Source organism: Corynebacterium coyleae, assembly GCF_030408635.1.
In the GTDB taxonomy this organism is placed as follows: Bacteria; Actinomycetota; Actinomycetes; order Mycobacteriales; family Mycobacteriaceae; genus Corynebacterium; species Corynebacterium coyleae.
The window spans coordinates 897,906-914,146 of record NZ_CP047198.1 but is presented as its reverse complement, the minus strand read 5'-3'; the positions used below and the strand labels follow the sequence as shown (position 1 = coordinate 914,146).

Genomic DNA, 16,241 nt, shown 5'->3' with positions numbered 1-16,241 from the left:
CCCCAGGTCGCGATCCGGCAGGGCGGGTGTTGGCTGAAAACACCCTTAAACCGCATACTATGCATGCATAAAGATTGTTCAACGAAGTGCACCCAAGGCAAATCAGATCGTTCAACAACCCTTCGCGTCGGTGATTCTTGTGGGTTGGATTGGTGAACAATCCGGACGTTAACCAGGGTGAAAGCGTTGAACAATCCAGAAAAAACGTTGAACAATCCCGCCAAAAACTCGTAGCACCGGCACACGTTTTACCTGCGCATACAAACTGCATAACCTTATGGATGTCAGGAAGAACAGGTCCTGATCAGCGAAACAAGAAATCACCAAGGAGCACCACCAATGCGCAACGCAATCCGCAACACCATCGCAGCAGCACTGACTGCCACCATGGCCATTGCCGGTATCACCCCCGCCAATGCGTGCGACGCTTGCGATGAGCAAGCATTGATCGCCCCGGTTGATTTCGGCGCTGGGCTCGACCTGGTTGACTCTGACGGTGACGGCCTTCCCGACGTATGGGAACAACACGGTGTCATCTTGTCTGACGGCACTGCAGTACCGCTTCCCGGTTATGGGGCTGATGTGAATCGTCCGGATCTGTTTTTGCAACTGAACTGGATGGCGTCCGAATACCGCAGCCTTGGCTGCGACGACAATTACGTTGACGCTTGTGATTTCGCTGACAAGCGCAACCTTGGCCCGTCGGCACAGATGCTGCAGGAGATGGTCGACCTGTTTAACGACCACGGCATTAACCTGCACATCGACGCAGGCGAGTTGTTTACCAACATCCCCAACTACACCCCACAAGGTGGGGAAACCGTCGACTACAACCGCTACTACTTCAAGGATGAAATCCAGGCCTACAAACTGCTCGACAACATCGACGAGTTCTTAGGCGAGCGTGACAACATCTTCCGTATCGGGGTTATCGGTGATCAGATTGATCAAGGTAACTACGCCTCGGGTATTTCCTTGGTTGGTGATAACTCGTTTTTCATCGCGAATAACCGCCTGATGGGATCAGATGCAAAACTGCGCAACACCATCCTGCACGAATTAGGCCACACTCTAGATCTTCGCCACTGGGGTGCTAACGACACCGTCGGCGAGTTGATCAAGGGTGTATCGCTTCCGATGGCGCCTGGGTATGACTCGGTGATGAACTACCTGTACCAGTTTGGCAAGTTCAACTACTCGGAAAAGCCATACCTGCTTGAAACCCCCAACGGCAACGCAGTTGTCCCCGCCGACTGGGACGTACTAAAGATCAATACTGCGCGTATTGCTGCTGACAACCTTGAAATCGGCGACTTCAGTGCCATGGCAGGTGCCATCATCGACAACAAACCAGAAGCACCCGCCAAGGTTGACGAGAAGGTAGAAGCACCCGCCGCCGACAAGGCAGACGACAAGGCAGACGACAAGGTAGAAGCACCAGCACAGGTCGAAGCCGAAGCAGAAGCCCCGGCCAAGGCTAATGACAAGGCTGACGAGAAGGCCGAGGAGCAGGTACAAGACCAGGCTGAAGCTGAGCAGGACGCACCGGCCAAGGTGGACAACGCCAAGAAGCAGGCAGACAACAACAAGCCTGCAGGAGCAGACGTCAACATCGTCGCCATCGTCGCCCCGATCGTCGCCCTGCTAGCCATCGTCGGAATCGGCATCGGCTTCGCCAACATGATGCTCTAAAACCAAACTACAAAGAGTGTGCCCACCCGCAACACCGGGTGGGCACACTCTCTTTTCGTTGCTGCCACTGATCGTCTAGCACCCCCGCACATACAGCTAGACGGTCTCGAAACCGCCTTCACAAACCCCCAGGTGATAACGACCACCATGGTCAACACGGAGCTCATCGTCTGGTTCCACAAACACAGAGCTAGACGATCGGTCCGAGCGTCCTTCTTCGTCTGAAGGGGGATCACTGACGCGGTAGCGCCTACTCGCTGACCGAGAACACCTTCTTCTTCGGTGCCTCCTCCGCACCCGGTCCCGCCACGGCGATCTTGGGAGCGTCGAGGACGTCGGTCATGAAGTCGGCGACCCACTGCAGCAATTCCATATCGCGCAGGTTTGGAGCGTTGAGTGCCCGCTTTGCCCCGCCTTCCTTGGGCATCGGCACCTGCAGCGCCTTTGCCGCAGCCCGGAAGTTCGCCCCCGGGTACAAGCGCTTCAGGCGCACCTGCTTAGAGTCAGGCAACTCGACTGGGTGGAGTTTGATGCGCGTTCCCTGGGTCAAGATCTCGGAAACGCCAACTGCACGGGCCTGGTTGCGCAATCGGGCTACGGCCATGAGCCGCTCGACCTCAATTGGCAAGGTGCCGAAGCGGTCGATCATGTCGTCGGCTGCTGCGGTCAGGGCGTCGTCGTCACGCGCTTCTGCGAGCTTGCGGTACACCTCGAGGCGCAAGCGCTCGGAGTTGATGTAGGTCTCCGGAATGTGTGCATCCACGGGCAGATCGACGCGGATTTCCTTCGGGCCTTTGTCGGTGGCGTCGATGGGTTTGCCGCTCATGAGGCCCTTGAAGGTTTCCACGGCCTCGCTGACCAAGCGGACGTACATATCGAAGCCCACGCCGGCGATGTGGCCGGACTGTTCCGCGCCGAGCACGTTGCCGGCGCCGCGCATCTCCAGGTCCTTCTGCGCCACGGCCATGCCGGCGCCCAGGTCGTTGTTTTGGGCGATGGTGGCCAGGCGGTCGTAGGAGGTCTCGGTGAGTGTCTTGTCCTTCGGGTACAGGAAGTACGCGTAGGCACGCTCGCGGGAACGGCCCACACGTCCGCGCAGCTGGTGCAACTGGCTCAGGCCCATGTTCTGGGCGTTTTCCACGATCAGGGTGTTGGCGTTGGCGATGTCCAGGCCGGTCTCCACGATCGTGGTGCACACCATGACGTCGTATTCGCGGTTCCAAAAACCCTGCACGGTCTGCTCGAGCACCTGCTCGCTCATCTGGCCGTGGGCGACAACGACGCGGGCCTCGGGAACGAGTTCGCGCAGTTGGCGGGCAGTTTTTTCGATGTCGGAGACTTTGTTGTGGATGTAGAAGACTTGGCCGTCGCGAAGCAATTCTCGACGAATCGCCGCCGCCACCTGCTTATCCTCTTGCGGACCGACATACGTGAGCACCGGGTGCCGGTCTTCCGGCGCGGTGGTAATCGATGTCATTTCGCGGATGCCGGTCAGCGACATCTCAAGCGTGCGCGGAATCGGCGTTGCCGTCATGGTGAGCACGTCAACGTGCGACTTCAGCGCCTTGATGTGTTCCTTGTGCTCGACGCCGAAGCGCTGCTCCTCGTCCACGATGATCAGACCGAGGTTCTTCCACTGCACGCCAGTCTGCAGCAGTCGGTGGGTACCAATGACGATGTCTACGGAACCATCCGCAAGACCTGCGAGGATCTTCTTCGAATCCGCGGTAGAGGTGAAACGCGACAGCTCGCGAACCTCCACCCCAAAACCATCCATGCGCTGCGTGAAGGTGGAGTAATGCTGCTGGGCAAGCAGCGTCGTCGGCACCAGCACCGCGACCTGTTTACCGTCCTGCACTGCCTTAAACGCGGCACGCACGGCCACCTCGGTTTTGCCGAAGCCCACATCGCCCACGATCACGCGGTCCATCGGCGTGGGCTTTTCCATGTCTTCCTTGACCGCTTCGATGGCGTTGAGCTGGTCTTCCGTCTCTACGAACGGGAAGGCATCTTCCATCTCGAGCTGCCAGGGGGTATCCGGCGCGAACGCGTGGCCCGGCGCGGCTTGGCGCTTGGCGTAGAGCTCCACCAACTCGCCGGCGATCTCGCGCACGGCGGCGCGCGCCTTGCGCTTGGTGGACTTCCAGTCCGAGCCGCCCATCTTGCTTAGCGACGGCTTCTCGCCACCGGTGTACTTACTCAGCAGGTCCAGCGACTCCATGGGCACCCAGAGTTGGTCGCCGGGCTGTCCGCGCTTGGCGGGCTGGTACTCGAGCACGATGTATTCGCGTCGCGACGCCTCATCGCCGGCCTTGATAGTGCGCTCCGCCATCTTTACAAACTTGCCGATGCCGTGGGTGTCATGCACCACGAAATCACCCGGCTGCAAAGCCAACGGGTCGACGCGGTTGCGGCGGCGCGGGGCGCGTCGCTTAGCGCCGGCGATGTCGCCGACGCGGTTGCCGGTCAGGTCCGTTTCAGTAACAACGACCAAGTTCGGCCCGCCGAAAACGAGGCCTGCGTGCGATAACGCCTGGTAGAGCGTAACTGCGCCATCGACGGGCTCGAGCCCCGGTGTGGCCACTCGTGCGGACACGCCGTGCTCGCGCAGGCGCTCAGCCATGCGGTCGATCGCACCCTTGGCCGGGGCGACATAGGCAGCCTTGCCGTGATTTTGCGTCACGTGCAGTTTCAGCGTGGCGTAGAGCTGCTCAATCTCCTTCGGATCACCCTTCGGCGCGGGTGCTGCCTCGAACTCGAGCGGCAGCGTCTCTGCATCATCCGCAGCAAACATTCCGGGAGGAGCAAATGTCCACCAGGCGTTTCCAGCCTTCGACGCGGAGACCTCCAGGGACTCGAACGAGCGATACGACGAAGCAGAAACGTCCAGGCCTTCCACCGCCACCGGGCCTTCGGCGCCCATCGCGGCGGCCTCCCAGCCGGCCTCGAGGAACTCGCGGTCGGTCGCTTCCAAGTCGGCAATGCGAGTGCGAACCTTCTCCGGGTTGGTCACCAACACCACCGAACCGGCCGGCATCAATTCCGGCAGCACCGAATACGTCTTATCGGTCAGCGCCGGGATGATCGCTTCCATGCCGTCCGCCGGCTGCTTTTCGGAAATGCGTGCAAGCAGCGACGACAAGGTGGGGTTCGACGGGAATTTGCGGGCCAGGTCGTCGGCTTTGGCGGCCACGGTGTCGTCGATAAGCAACTGCCTTGCTGGAAACAGTTCGACGGCACCAACCTCTTCGATGGTGCGCTGATCCGCAACCGCAAAGGAGCGGATGTCGGTGACTTCGTCGCCCCAGAACTCGATACGCACAGGGTTCTGGGCAGTAGTCGGGAAAACGTCAATGATGCCGCCGCGGGTAGCAAACTCGCCACGGCCCGCAACCATATCCACGTGGTTGTAGGCGAAATGCACCAACTGCTGCGTCAGGTCCTCAAAGTCGGCTTCCTGGTCCACCGCCACCCGAATCGGCTCAATCGCAGGCAAAACCGGCTGGCACACGGCGCGCGCCGCAGCCACGATCACCCGCGGCATATCCCACAGCACCTTCGCACGGCGGCCAACAATGTCCGCAGCTGGCGACAAGCGCTCATGGGGCAACGTCTCGTAGGCGGGGAATTGGGCGACCTTGTCGTCGCCAAGCATTGCCTTGAGCTCCGCCGCGAGGTCTTCCGCCTCGTGCCCCGTCGCCGTCACCAACAGCACCGGGGTCTCACGCGCGATCGCACCAGCAGTCCAGGAACGTGCCTGGTCAATGCCGGTAATATGCAGCGAATCTTCCCCCACATGCGTCACCAAACCCTTCAACTTCGGGTCCGTCAACGCCTGGGTGAGCAGCCCACCAAGCACGGGCGGGGTGTTATCAGTCATGCAATGCTTCCTCTTCGTTCGCTTCGCGATCCACAGCGCGCTCATCTCCAGCGACATCTTCACCAGCAATATGCGGCTTGGCCTCCATCCCCCGCAACCCATTCCAACACAGGTTAGAGATATGCGCCGCCACAATATGCTTGTCTGGCTCCCGCTGATCCAGCCACCACAGCGCAGAATTAGACACCGTGCCAACCAGCGCCTGACCGTACAACCCGGCCATCGCCTCATCTAATCCACGGTGCTTAAACGCCTCCGCCAGCAGGTGGGAAACCTCAGCGGTCACACGGTTAAGAATCGTCGAATACGTCCGCCCCTCCCCCGGCAACTGACCATGCGCAAGGATGACAAACCCGTCGGTGTCATCCTCCACGTACGTCAGCAACGCCAACACACCACGCTCAATGCGATCGCGCCAGCGCCCCTCCTGGATCGACCCCATAATCGTCTCCTCCAGGCGGACCATCTCCCGACGAATAACCGCCTGGTACAAGCCCTCTTTACCCCCAAAGTGCTCATACACCACCGGTTTGGTCACCCCGGCGCGAGCCGCAATCTCCTCCATGGAGATCCCGTCGTATCCGCGCTCAGCAAAAGCAGCGCGCCCAACGCCTAATAATTGTTCCCTACGCTGGGGTGCAGTCATTCGCCTACGAGCCATATGTTCCACTCTAGATCCCTCTCCGACACACCCCATCTTTGGTTGCCACGGGATGTGGTCTACAATCAGCGATGCTATTCCCCATGGTGTAATCGGCAACACTACGGTTTTTGGTACCGTCATTCTAGGTTCGAGTCCTGGTGGGGAAGCTTTTTCATATGGGGAGGGGAAATGAAACGATCCGCAATACTTTCTACAGCTCTATGCGTGATGCTCTCGGGGTGCACTACAGAGCAACCGCTTAACGACGACACCACGCCCAACATCGAATCCGGCACACCACCCGAATCTGCGGCGGATAAGCCTCAAGCACAGGCATTCGTGTTCAAAAGCGGCGTGCTAGAAATCGGCGACTTCGACCCTTACACAATCGGCGACGACATCTTCGATCCCTGCACGGAAATCACGCAGGAGGAGTTCACCGCAGCGGGGTTCGAGGATGTGGAGCCACTTCCGAAGGAATATTCAGACATTTCGGGTGGACTGAAGATGTGCAGTTTGCGCTCTAACAATGGCGCAGATTCTGTAACTATCTCCAACAACAACTCCAGTCGTTCTGTAATCGAAGATGCGTATGGGACAGAGGAAGAACGTCAGTCAATGATTCTTCCAGAGATGTATATTTTCAGCCCCCGTCTCGGAGTAAGTACAGGCTGTTTCGCACAGGTAGACACTGTTCGAGGAGCACTGACGATAATCGCGGCCGGAATCGAGCTGTCGGGTTCGCGTGAATCCAATTGTGAAAAAGCCCAAAAGGCTTTGGAAAATCTCTTTGCAGCTCACTCATCAGGAAACTGATGTCCACTTTATTGGACATCCTCTTCCATAGCGACGGATGATCGGCTAACCTTTAGCAAAATCGGAATATTTGGGGGTATTTATGGGGATCCTTATTGATGTTGACCAAATCGAATCAGCGGTACAACAGCTTCGAGCTATCGGAGACAGCCTGTCGGTTCAATTCCATGCAGGTATGACCAGTCCACTAACTTCATTTTCACAGGTCAGTGGCCTCGCAGATGCAGGGCGTACTCTGAGCCCAATCGGGGATGTAAACGCACCAGAAGCAAATCAAGCGGTCGCAACCTACCTTCTGGGTACGGCGAACATTCTTGAAACCGCACTGAACAACACGTTGCGGACGGATGACTCTCTGTCCGGTGCGTTGGCGTCGCTCGGTCCGGTGTTTGAGGGGCGCGTTAACCAGGTGCAGCCACAACTGATTGAGCTCCTGCAGAAGTCGCGTTCGGTCGATCCGAAAACCAACACGTTTGCAAACCCGGCGGCAGTCGCGACTGGTGATTCGTCGCTGCACGCCTTGCACGCCAAGTTGTTGGAGACCGACACTTCTCGTGCGATGTCTGCTTCCGAGTTCTGGAACTCAAATGCAGAACTGATCGCCGATGCGATGGAGGAGCTCAACGAAGTCCAGCACGCGTTGAGTTCGTCGGCAGAGACATCCTGGATTCGCAATGCGATGCGCACCATCACACAGGTCCAGAACGCGGGTATGGAATACGTGGCTAACTCGCGCTCCCTCGCAGCGCACACCGCAATGCTTGCCGACGCCGCAGACGCCGAAAAGCTCATCGCATCCAGCACCGTGATGGCATATGACGCTGCACCGTCGCCGGAGGAAAAGCTTGCGATCGAGCAGGCGTACCTGCTCAACTTTCCGGCGCGAATGACATCAAACTTGGTCGCTGCGATCCCGACGTTTAACCGTCTACTTCCGGAGTTGAAGGAGATGTCTGGGGACTCCTACAGCGTCGATAGCATTCCCTCGCCAGCAGCGCCCGCATTTGAACCAGCAGAGTTGCCGGAACCAATCCAGAATGCGCTGATCAACCGTGGCTACGGGGATATCGCAAACGCGAAAACACCGTCAGAGGTTCTGCAGAACATGGGGCGGCCCTCGCCAAACGTGCTTGACTCCATTCCGGCAGGTGCTACGCCTACGCAGGCTGCGTCGGCAGTGCTGACACCGCCAAGCACAAATGCGATGGCTCCGACCCCAGGTGCGATCTCTGCTGGCGCGCACCCAGGTGCGCACAGCCCAACGTTCACCGGTGCTATCACCCCTGCAACCACACGTGGGACGAACTCGGGCGGGGCATCCGCCGGCACCAATAGCGGTACGGGTGGATTCGCTCCAATAGCTGGTGGGCCCAGCAACGCTGCAGGCACTGGAAGGCACGCTGCTCGTGGAAACCAGATGGGCGTAGGCACCGGGGTTGGAGTGCCTGGCGGTTCCCGCGGGGGCTCCCCTGCTTCCCAGGCTGTTAGCGGCCGTGGAGCTGGAAATGGCATCGGCACTGGCCGAAGCGCCGGAGCAGGTGCTGGCACTTACTCAGGTGGCGGCATGCACGCCGGTCGTCCGGGTTTCGGCACGGGCGGCGGCGTGAGCGCCGGTGCTGGTGTCGGTCCAAGTACCGGTTTCGGCGCCGGTTCGCCGGGTGCTCACGGTGCTACCCCGCACGGCTCGACGGGGCACGCGCCAACAGGCTCCGGCACAGCTAACGGTGCACACGGCGCACACGGCGCACACGGTGCCCACGCCACAAACGGCGCGCACTCCGCGAACAATGCGGCAGGCGCACACCGCGGCGGTGGTGTCATTGCCGGGCAACCGATGATGGCCGGGCGCAACCAAAACGGTCGCGCATCCGACAAGGCCGCCGCCAAGGTCAAGACAGTCACCAGCGCGGTCGAGCGCGACGGCAACCTCAAGGCACTGCTCGGCGACGCCCCACTATTGCTGCCGGAGGTCATCGGCTACAACGTGCGCCGATAGCCACCGCGAGCGGCAACGCTCGAAACAGAAACCCGAAACGAAAACACGCCCCGGTGGGATTCGCGCCGGGGCGTGGGGTCGTCGAGAAGCAATCTAATGCTCGTGGCCGTGCGGGAGTGCAAGGTCCGGTTCTTGGCCAGGCTCAACGATGACAAATTGGCCCATCATGCCCTGGTCTTCGTGGTTGAGCATGTGGCAGTGATACATGTAGGCCAAGGTGGGGTCGGGGTGATACGCGATCTCCACAAGCAACGTCACCGTAGACAGCGGAGGCACGTCGATGGTGTCGTGCCAGCCCGCGGTGAACTCCACTTCCCCACCCTCAACACCTTGTACGGCGAAGCGTGCGTTGTGGATGTGGAAGTTGTGCAGCATATCCTCGTTTTCGTTGGTCACGCGCCAGATCTCAGGCCCGTCGTGGTCGACGACAAAGTCGACGCGCGACATGTCCATCGTTTGGCCATTGATCTCAATGCCATTGAGTCGGAACTCGCGCTCCACACTTGCCGACGACGGCACGTCCAACGGCACCAACGTTTCCGACAACGCAGGCGACGCCGGTGCGTCTTCAGACGGGGCGGCGATCTCAAGCAGGTCGAAAGTATCGCGCGCACCGTACAAGTCGGCGGTTTCTTTATCTGGCAAGCCGCCGAGGTCCGGGAGTCCGTCGCTACGCAACATCAGGTCCTTGCCCGGCTCCAGGTCCACCACGATTTCCACGCGCTCGCCCGGGGTAAGCAGCACGCCGTCGACCTCCACCGGGGAATCGAGGAACCCCTGGTCAGTGGCGACGATCTTGAACGGCACACCCAGCGTCAGGTGGTGGAAGCGCAACACGGAACCGTTGAGCACGCGGAGACGCACGCGGCGGGTTGTGGCCTCGAAACGCGGTTTGGTGATGCCGTTGACCACCACGGTGTCGCCGACCCAACCGTGGTCCTCGTCGAGCTGGCCGTCTTCGGTGAACTGGGCGTTAGTCAGGATCACAGGGATGTCGTCGACGCCGTAGTCGGCGGGCAGGCCGGGGATGGCGGTGGTGTCGTCGTCGACAATCAGCCCGCCGGCAAGGCCGCGGTAGGCGTGCACCGCGGACATCTCGTGCGGGTGCGGGTGATACCAGCAGGTCGCGGCGGGCTGATCGACGGTCCACGACGGCGACCAGGACTCACCCGGGTCAAACATCAGCGCCGGTCCCCCGTCCGCAGCGGCCGGCAGGTGCAGGCCGTGCCAGTGCACAACGGTCGGCTCCGGCACGTTGTTGTGCACGGTCATTTCAATGCGCTCGCCGCGTCGCATGTACAACGTCGGGCCCAAGAACGGCCCGTTGAATCCCCAAGTCTTGGTCATGACACCAGGGATGATTTCGGATTCGCCTTCCTGGGCGGTTAGTTCGAAGCGGCGCACGTTGCCGTCGAGTGTGCCTTCGTACAGCGGCGGGATAGGCAGCGGGCGTGCTTCGGCGTCGGCACCACGCGGGGTGGGCTGGTTTGATGTCGAGCACCCAGCCAATGCAGCACCCGTGGCTGCGACTGCAACGGCGAAAACGGTCCCTTTAAAAAATGTGCGTCGAGAAAAAGCCATTACGTCCTCCAAAAACTCGCCGAAAACCATGAATGATCCTACTATCCCGATATATGCGTAACGAGGAAGCGAATGCCCGCCGGTTCATCTGGTCGAACGGCTTACAAAACATTGGCGATCAGGTAGTCGCCCCGAAAACGGTGCTGCCGTGGCTGTTCAATGCTGCTGGGGTGCCGGCGGCGTTCACGTCGTTTCTCGTGCCAATTCGCGAGTCAGGCTCGATGCTGCCGCAGGCGTTTTTGAGCCCGTGGGTGACGTCGCAAAGCTCGCGCAAACGAGTCTGGTTGATCGGCTCGTGGGGCCAAGCGCTGGCCTCTGCCGGCATTGCGCTTAGCGCGCTGTTGCTCGAGGGAAGTGCGCTCGGCATCGCAGTCATTGTCCTGCTTGCGGTGCACGCGGTGTTTCGCTCCATCTGCTCCATCGCAGGCAAAGATGTCCAGGGCCGCACGATTTCCAAAGGCCACCGCGGCGACATCACCGGTCGCGCCACCGCGCTCGCCGGCGGTTTCACTCTCGCGATCGGTCTCGCACTGTCGTTTATCCCCAACGAACTTCCGCAGTGGTCACTCGCCGCGCTGCTCGCCGGCGGTGCGTCGATGTGGGCGCTCGCTTCGCTCGTGTTCATGCGTATCGACGAGCCCACTCCCGACACCGACACCTCCAACGGCCAAGGCTTCCACGACATGTGGAAGCTGGTCACCTCCGACCGCGACCTGCAACGATTCCTCATCGTGCGCTCGCTCATGCTGGTCACCGCGCTTTCCACCCCGTTTATCGTCGTGTTGGGCAGCCGCGAAGGCGCCGACCTCACAGGCCTCGGTGCGTTCATCGTCGCCTCCGGCGGCGCGTCACTGCTTGGCGGGCGGGTTTCGGGCCGGTTGTCGGACAGGTCGTCGAAACGCATGATGGCGTGGGCTGCAGGTTTCGCGTCCACTGTGCTCATCCTGCTCGTTGCCAGCGCACAGCTTGTCGACGACACCATCAACGCCTGGGTCATGCCCCTAGGCTTCTTCCTGGTCAACCTCGCCCACACCGCAGTGCGGGTCAGCCGCAAGACCTACCTGGTAGACATGGCCGACGGCGATAGGCGCACCATGATCACGGGTGCCGCCAACACCGTCATGGGCATCGTCCTGCTCGTTGTCGGCGCAATCTCCTCGGCGGTTGTGCTGCTCGGCCCGCAGGCAGCGCTGATCTTCCTGGCTGTTGTTGGTTACGCCGGTGTGTTTGGTGCCGCGAACCTGAAGGAAGTCTCGGCAAACAAGTAGGCCAGAGCCCATAGGCGTTATGCTTGGGGCCGATCTCAAAACGTCCACCCCCAAGGAGTAATCGAGTGCCTAACCACTCCGATCGCGCCGTTGTCGTGCTCGCGGCCGGCGCGGGAACCCGCATGAAGTCCGACCGCCAAAAGACGCTGCACGAAATCGGCGGGCGCAGCCTGCTCTCCCATTCGCTGCACGCCGCAGCCGGTGTGGAACCGACCTACCTCGTTGCTGTGGTCGGCCACCAGCGCGACCAGGTCGCCCCAGCCGTGGAGCACATCGCCGAGCAGATGCACGTGGAGATCCGCCAGGCGATCCAGGAGGAGCAAAACGGCACCGGCCACGCAGTGCAGGTCGGCCTGTCGGCAATTCCGGATTTCGACGGCACCGTCGTGGTCACCAACGGTGACGTGCCGTTGCTGACGCCGGAGACGTTGCAGGCGCTCGTCGAAAAGCATGAGTCCGAGCATGCCGCCGTGACCGTGCTCTCCCTCGAATTCGACAACCCCACTGGCTACGGCCGCATCATCCGCGGCGAAGCTGGCGACGTGCTCGAAATCGTCGAAGAAAAAGACGCCACCGACGAACAACGCAAGGTCCACGAAGTCAACTCCGGTGTCTTCGCCTTCGACGCCACCGTGCTTCGCGACGCCCTCGCGCGCGTCACCCCCGACAACGCCCAAGGCGAGTTCTACATCACCGACGTCCTCGGCATCGCCCGCAACGACGGCCGCAAAGTCTCCGCCTTCATCGCACCTGATGCCCGCGAACTCGCCGGTGTCAACGACCGCGTCCAACTCGCCGAAGCAGGCAAAGAACTCAACCGCCGCCTCGTCGAGCGCGCCATGCGCAACGGCGCAACCGTCATCGACCCGGCCACCACCTGGATCGGCGTCGAGGTAGAAATCGGCCGCGACGTCATCATCCACCCCAACACCCAACTGTGGGGCTCCACCGTCATCGGCGACGGCGCCGAAATCGGCCCCGACACCACCCTGACCGACATGGAAGTCGGCGCCCGCGCCACCGTCGTACGCACCCAAGGCGAACTCGGCGTCATCGGTGAAGAAGCCACCGTCGGCCCCTTCACCTATATCCGCCCCGGCACCGAACTCGGCGCCCGCGGCAAACTCGGCGGCTTCGTCGAATCCAAAAACGCCAAGATCGGCGAAGGCTCCAAGGTGCCCCACCTGACCTACATCGGCGACGCCACCGTAGGCAAGCACTCCAACATCGGCGCCTCCAGCGTTTTCGCTAACTACGACGGAGTGAACAAGCACCACACCACCATCGGCGACTACTGCCGTACCGGCTCAGACACCATGTTTGTCGCACCGGTCAATATCGGTGATGGCGCGTATACCGGCGCGGGTACAGTAGTCACGGAAGATGTTCCAGCCGGCGCGCTCGCCATCAAGGAGGGCCACCAGCGCAACATCGAGGGCTGGGTAGAAAAGCGCCGCCCCGGATCCGACGCGGCAGAAGCTGCAAAGAAAGCACGCGAGAAGTAAAGGTTCAAACATGACTGGTTACTCCACAGAAAGCCACAAAAACCTCAAGGTCTTCACCGGGCGTGCGCACCCGGAACTGGCAGAGGCCGTAGCAGACGAACTCGGCATCGAGCTCGTGCCCACCACCGCCCGTGACTTCGCCAACGGCGAAATCTTCATCCGCTTCGAAGAGTCCGTCCGTGGCTCCGACTGCTTTGTCATGCAGTCCCACGCACAGCCGCTGAACAAGTGGCTCATGGAGCAGTTGATCATGATCGACGCGCTCAAGCGTGGCTCCGCGAAGCGCATCACCGCGATCCTGCCGTTCTACCCGTACGCACGCCAGGACAAGAAGCACCGCGGCCGCGAGCCGATCTCCGCCCGCCTCATCGCAGACCTGCTCTCCGCAGCAGGCGCGGACCGCATCGTCTCCGTCGACCTGCACACCGACCAGATCCAGGGCTTCTTCGACGGCCCGGTCGACCACATGCACGCCCAGCCGATCCTGGTGGACTACATCAAGTCCAAGTACTCGCTGGACAACCTCGTGGTGGTCTCCCCGGATGCCGGCCGAGTGAAGTCCGCTGAGAAGTGGGCCAACATGCTTGGCGACGCCCCCATGGCCTTCGTCCACAAAACCCGCGACATCGACGCCGCAAACAAGGTTGTCTCCAACCGTGTCGTCGGCGACGTCGAGGGCAAAGACTGCATCCTCATGGACGACATGATCGACACCGGCGGCACCATCGCTGGCGCCGTCGGCGTGCTCAAGGAAGCCGGCGCGAAGTCCGTCGTCATCGCCTGCACCCACGGTGTCTTCTCCGACCCGGCCCGCGAACGCCTCAGCGACTGCGGCGCAGAGGAAGTCATCACCACCGACACCCTGCCGCAAAACACCGAAGGTTGGAAGAACCTCACCGTGCTGTCGATCGCACCACTGCTGGCAAAGACCATCCGCGAAATCTTCGAAAACGGTTCCGTGACCACCCTCTTCGAGGGCCAGGCCTAAACCACTCTTGACCGCGACAGCCGGGGCAGCTTCACCGCTGCCCCGGCTTCACGCTTAGGGAAAGGACACATTCTCATGTACAACCGCTACGCCGAATCCGTAGAAATCACCCCAGAGCTTGAGCACGCCAAAGCCATGTACGACGGCGACGCCACCCTCGAGTATCTGGGCGCCATCATCACACGGTTAGAGCCAGGCGTGGCGGAAGGTGAGTTTGTCGTCGATAAGCGGCATGCAAACGGATTCGGTGTCTGCCAAGGCGGCGTACTGTTCACCTTCGCCGACGCCCTCTTCGGTGGCGCCTGCAACTCGCGCCGCACTGACCCCACCGTCAGCGCACAATCCGAAATGATCTACCTCGCACCCGCGAAAATGGGCCGCACCATCCGCGGCGTCGCCCGTGAACACCACCAATGGGGCCGCAACGGACTGTCCGACGTCACCCTTTACGACGGCGACACCGTCATCGCAGAATTCCGCGGACTCTCCCGCACCACCTCACGTCCCCCGACAGGAAACTAACCCATGAGCCTCCAAGAACAAGGACTCAAACGCAGCGTCAAAAGCCGCCAACTGATGATGATCGCCTTCGGATCATCCATCGGCACCGGACTTTTCCTCGGCTCCGCCAGCTCCATCCAATACGCCGGCCCCGCCGTCTTGATCTCCTTCGCCATCGTCGGCGTCATCGTTTACTTCCTCATGCGCATGCTCGGCGAAATGGCCGTCGAACACCCCGTCTCCGGCTCGTTTGCCGCATACTCTCGCGAATTCATCGGCCGCGGAGCCGGATTTATCACCGGCTGGAACTGGTGGTTCACCACCGTGGTCGTCGGCATGCTGGAACTGACCGCCATGGGTACCTTCCTGGACTACTGGTTCCCCCACATCCCCCACTGGGTCACCGCGCTAGTCTCGCTGCTGCTCGTCGTCGTCCTCAACGTGCTCAACGTGCGCGTGTTCGCCACCACCGAATACTGGCTTTCCCTGATCAAAGTGGCAGCACTCGTCCTCATGATCGTGCTCGGCCTCGCGCTTGTCTTCGGCGTCGGATCCGAACCCGCCATCGGCCTGCAACACATCACCGACCACGGCGGATTCATGCCAAACGGCATCTCCGGTGTCCTGTTCGCACTCGTCGCAGTGACCTTCACCTTCGGCGGCATCATGTCCATCGGCACTGCCGCCGGCGAAGCTGACGACCCAGACAAGGCAATTCCCCGCGCGGTCAACTCCGTAGTGTGGCGCATCCTCGTGTTCTACCTCGGCGGCATCGGCACCATCCTGCTGCTCGCACCGTGGAACGAGCAGGACACCAACGAAAGCCCGTTCATCCGCGTACTCACCGGCGTCGGGTTCTCCGGCGCAGCGACCGCCTTGAACGTCGTCATCGTCGTCGCCGTGTTCTCCGTGCTCAACACCATGACCTACTCCGGCGCCCGCATGCTTCGCGACCTCGCCCGCAACGGCCAAGCCCCCAAAGCCCTCGCCGAAACCAACCGCAAAGGTCTGCCCACCAAAGCATTGCTTTTCGACGCCACCCTCATGGGCGTCGTCGTCATCCTCAACTACTTCTTCGAAGGCAAAATCTTCGCCATCCTGCTCGCCATCATCGTCGGCACGGAATTGATCACCTGGGCCGGCATCTGCCTATCCCACCTGAACTTCCGCAAACACGCCGGCAACACAAAATTCCCCGCCCCGTTCTACCCAGTTGCGAACTGGATCTGCATCGCATTTTTCGCCCTCGTACTCGTACTAATGGGTATTCTTCCCGATTACCGCATGGGTCTAGCCACACTCTTCGGCTGGATCCTCGCCCTCGGCCTCATTTGGTTGACAACCCAACGCAGGAGCAACGCATGACCCGCA

General features: G+C 61.0%; 11 protein-coding genes. 8 read left to right on the top strand and 3 right to left on the bottom strand.

All coding sequences use genetic code 11. From position 1 onward, the window contains the following. Nucleotides 1-339 precede the first annotated feature (339 nt). The gene (locus tag CCOY_RS04480; RefSeq protein ID WP_092102030.1) at nt 340-1,692 is read left to right on the top strand and encodes a hypothetical protein; all 1,353 of its coding nucleotides are present in this window, start codon (nt 340-342) and stop codon (nt 1,690-1,692) included. A gap of 250 nt (nt 1,693-1,942) precedes the next feature. Here the strand turns inward: CCOY_RS04480 and mfd are convergent, their stop codons facing one another. After that, on the bottom strand, nt 1,943-5,572 hold the full coding sequence (mfd, locus tag CCOY_RS04475) for a transcription-repair coupling factor (protein ID WP_092102027.1): 3,630 nt from the start codon (nt 5,570-5,572) through the stop codon (nt 1,943-1,945). After that, a complete protein-coding gene (locus tag CCOY_RS04470) occupies nt 5,565-6,233 on the bottom strand; it encodes a TetR/AcrR family transcriptional regulator (protein WP_070422629.1) in 669 nt (222 codons plus the stop codon). Before CCOY_RS04470 ends, mfd begins: the two co-directional genes overlap by 8 nt. Before the next feature lie 171 nt (nt 6,234-6,404). Here CCOY_RS04470 and CCOY_RS04465 point away from each other — a divergent pair, with 171 nt between their 5' ends. Beyond that, the gene (locus CCOY_RS04465) at nt 6,405-7,031 is read left to right on the top strand and encodes a DUF3558 family protein (RefSeq protein WP_167594514.1); all 627 of its coding nucleotides are present in this window, start codon (nt 6,405-6,407) and stop codon (nt 7,029-7,031) included. Between the two features lie 175 nt (nt 7,032-7,206). Next, complete coding sequence (locus CCOY_RS04460) at nt 7,207-9,027, top strand: hypothetical protein (protein WP_143028466.1); 1,821 nt, start codon at nt 7,207-7,209, stop codon at nt 9,025-9,027. Between the two features lie 93 nt (nt 9,028-9,120). On the opposite strand, the gene CCOY_RS04455 is transcribed toward CCOY_RS04460, so the two are convergent. Beyond that, nucleotides 9,121-10,608 (bottom strand): multicopper oxidase family protein, encoded by a 1,488-nt coding sequence (locus CCOY_RS04455; protein ID WP_244268707.1) that lies wholly within the window; start codon nt 10,606-10,608, stop codon nt 9,121-9,123. Nucleotides 10,609-10,661: 53 nt separating this feature from the next. Between CCOY_RS04455 and CCOY_RS04450 the strand changes: the two genes are divergently transcribed. The 5 genes from CCOY_RS04450 (at nt 10,662) to CCOY_RS04430 (ending at nt 16,235) form a co-directional block, all read left to right on the top strand. Next, on the top strand, nt 10,662-11,876 hold the full coding sequence (locus CCOY_RS04450; RefSeq protein ID WP_092102018.1) for an MFS transporter: 1,215 nt from the start codon (nt 10,662-10,664) through the stop codon (nt 11,874-11,876). A 65-nt stretch (nt 11,877-11,941) separates the two neighbouring features. Beyond that, nucleotides 11,942-13,381 carry a bifunctional UDP-N-acetylglucosamine diphosphorylase/glucosamine-1-phosphate N-acetyltransferase GlmU gene (gene glmU / locus CCOY_RS04445; RefSeq protein WP_083279453.1) on the top strand — a complete coding sequence of 480 codons (1,440 nt, stop codon included), beginning with the start codon at nt 11,942-11,944 and terminating at the stop codon, nt 13,379-13,381. Between the two features lie 10 nt (nt 13,382-13,391). Continuing rightward, the gene (locus tag CCOY_RS04440; protein ID WP_070422625.1) at nt 13,392-14,369 is read left to right on the top strand and encodes a ribose-phosphate diphosphokinase; all 978 of its coding nucleotides are present in this window, start codon (nt 13,392-13,394) and stop codon (nt 14,367-14,369) included. A 75-nt stretch (nt 14,370-14,444) separates the two neighbouring features. Then, nucleotides 14,445-14,891 (top strand): hotdog fold thioesterase, encoded by a 447-nt coding sequence (locus CCOY_RS04435; RefSeq protein WP_092102015.1) that lies wholly within the window; start codon nt 14,445-14,447, stop codon nt 14,889-14,891. Between the two features lie 3 nt (nt 14,892-14,894). Then, nucleotides 14,895-16,235 (top strand): amino acid permease, encoded by a 1,341-nt coding sequence (locus tag CCOY_RS04430; RefSeq protein ID WP_070451137.1) that lies wholly within the window; start codon nt 14,895-14,897, stop codon nt 16,233-16,235. The last annotated feature ends 6 nt before the right edge of the window (nt 16,236-16,241 follow it).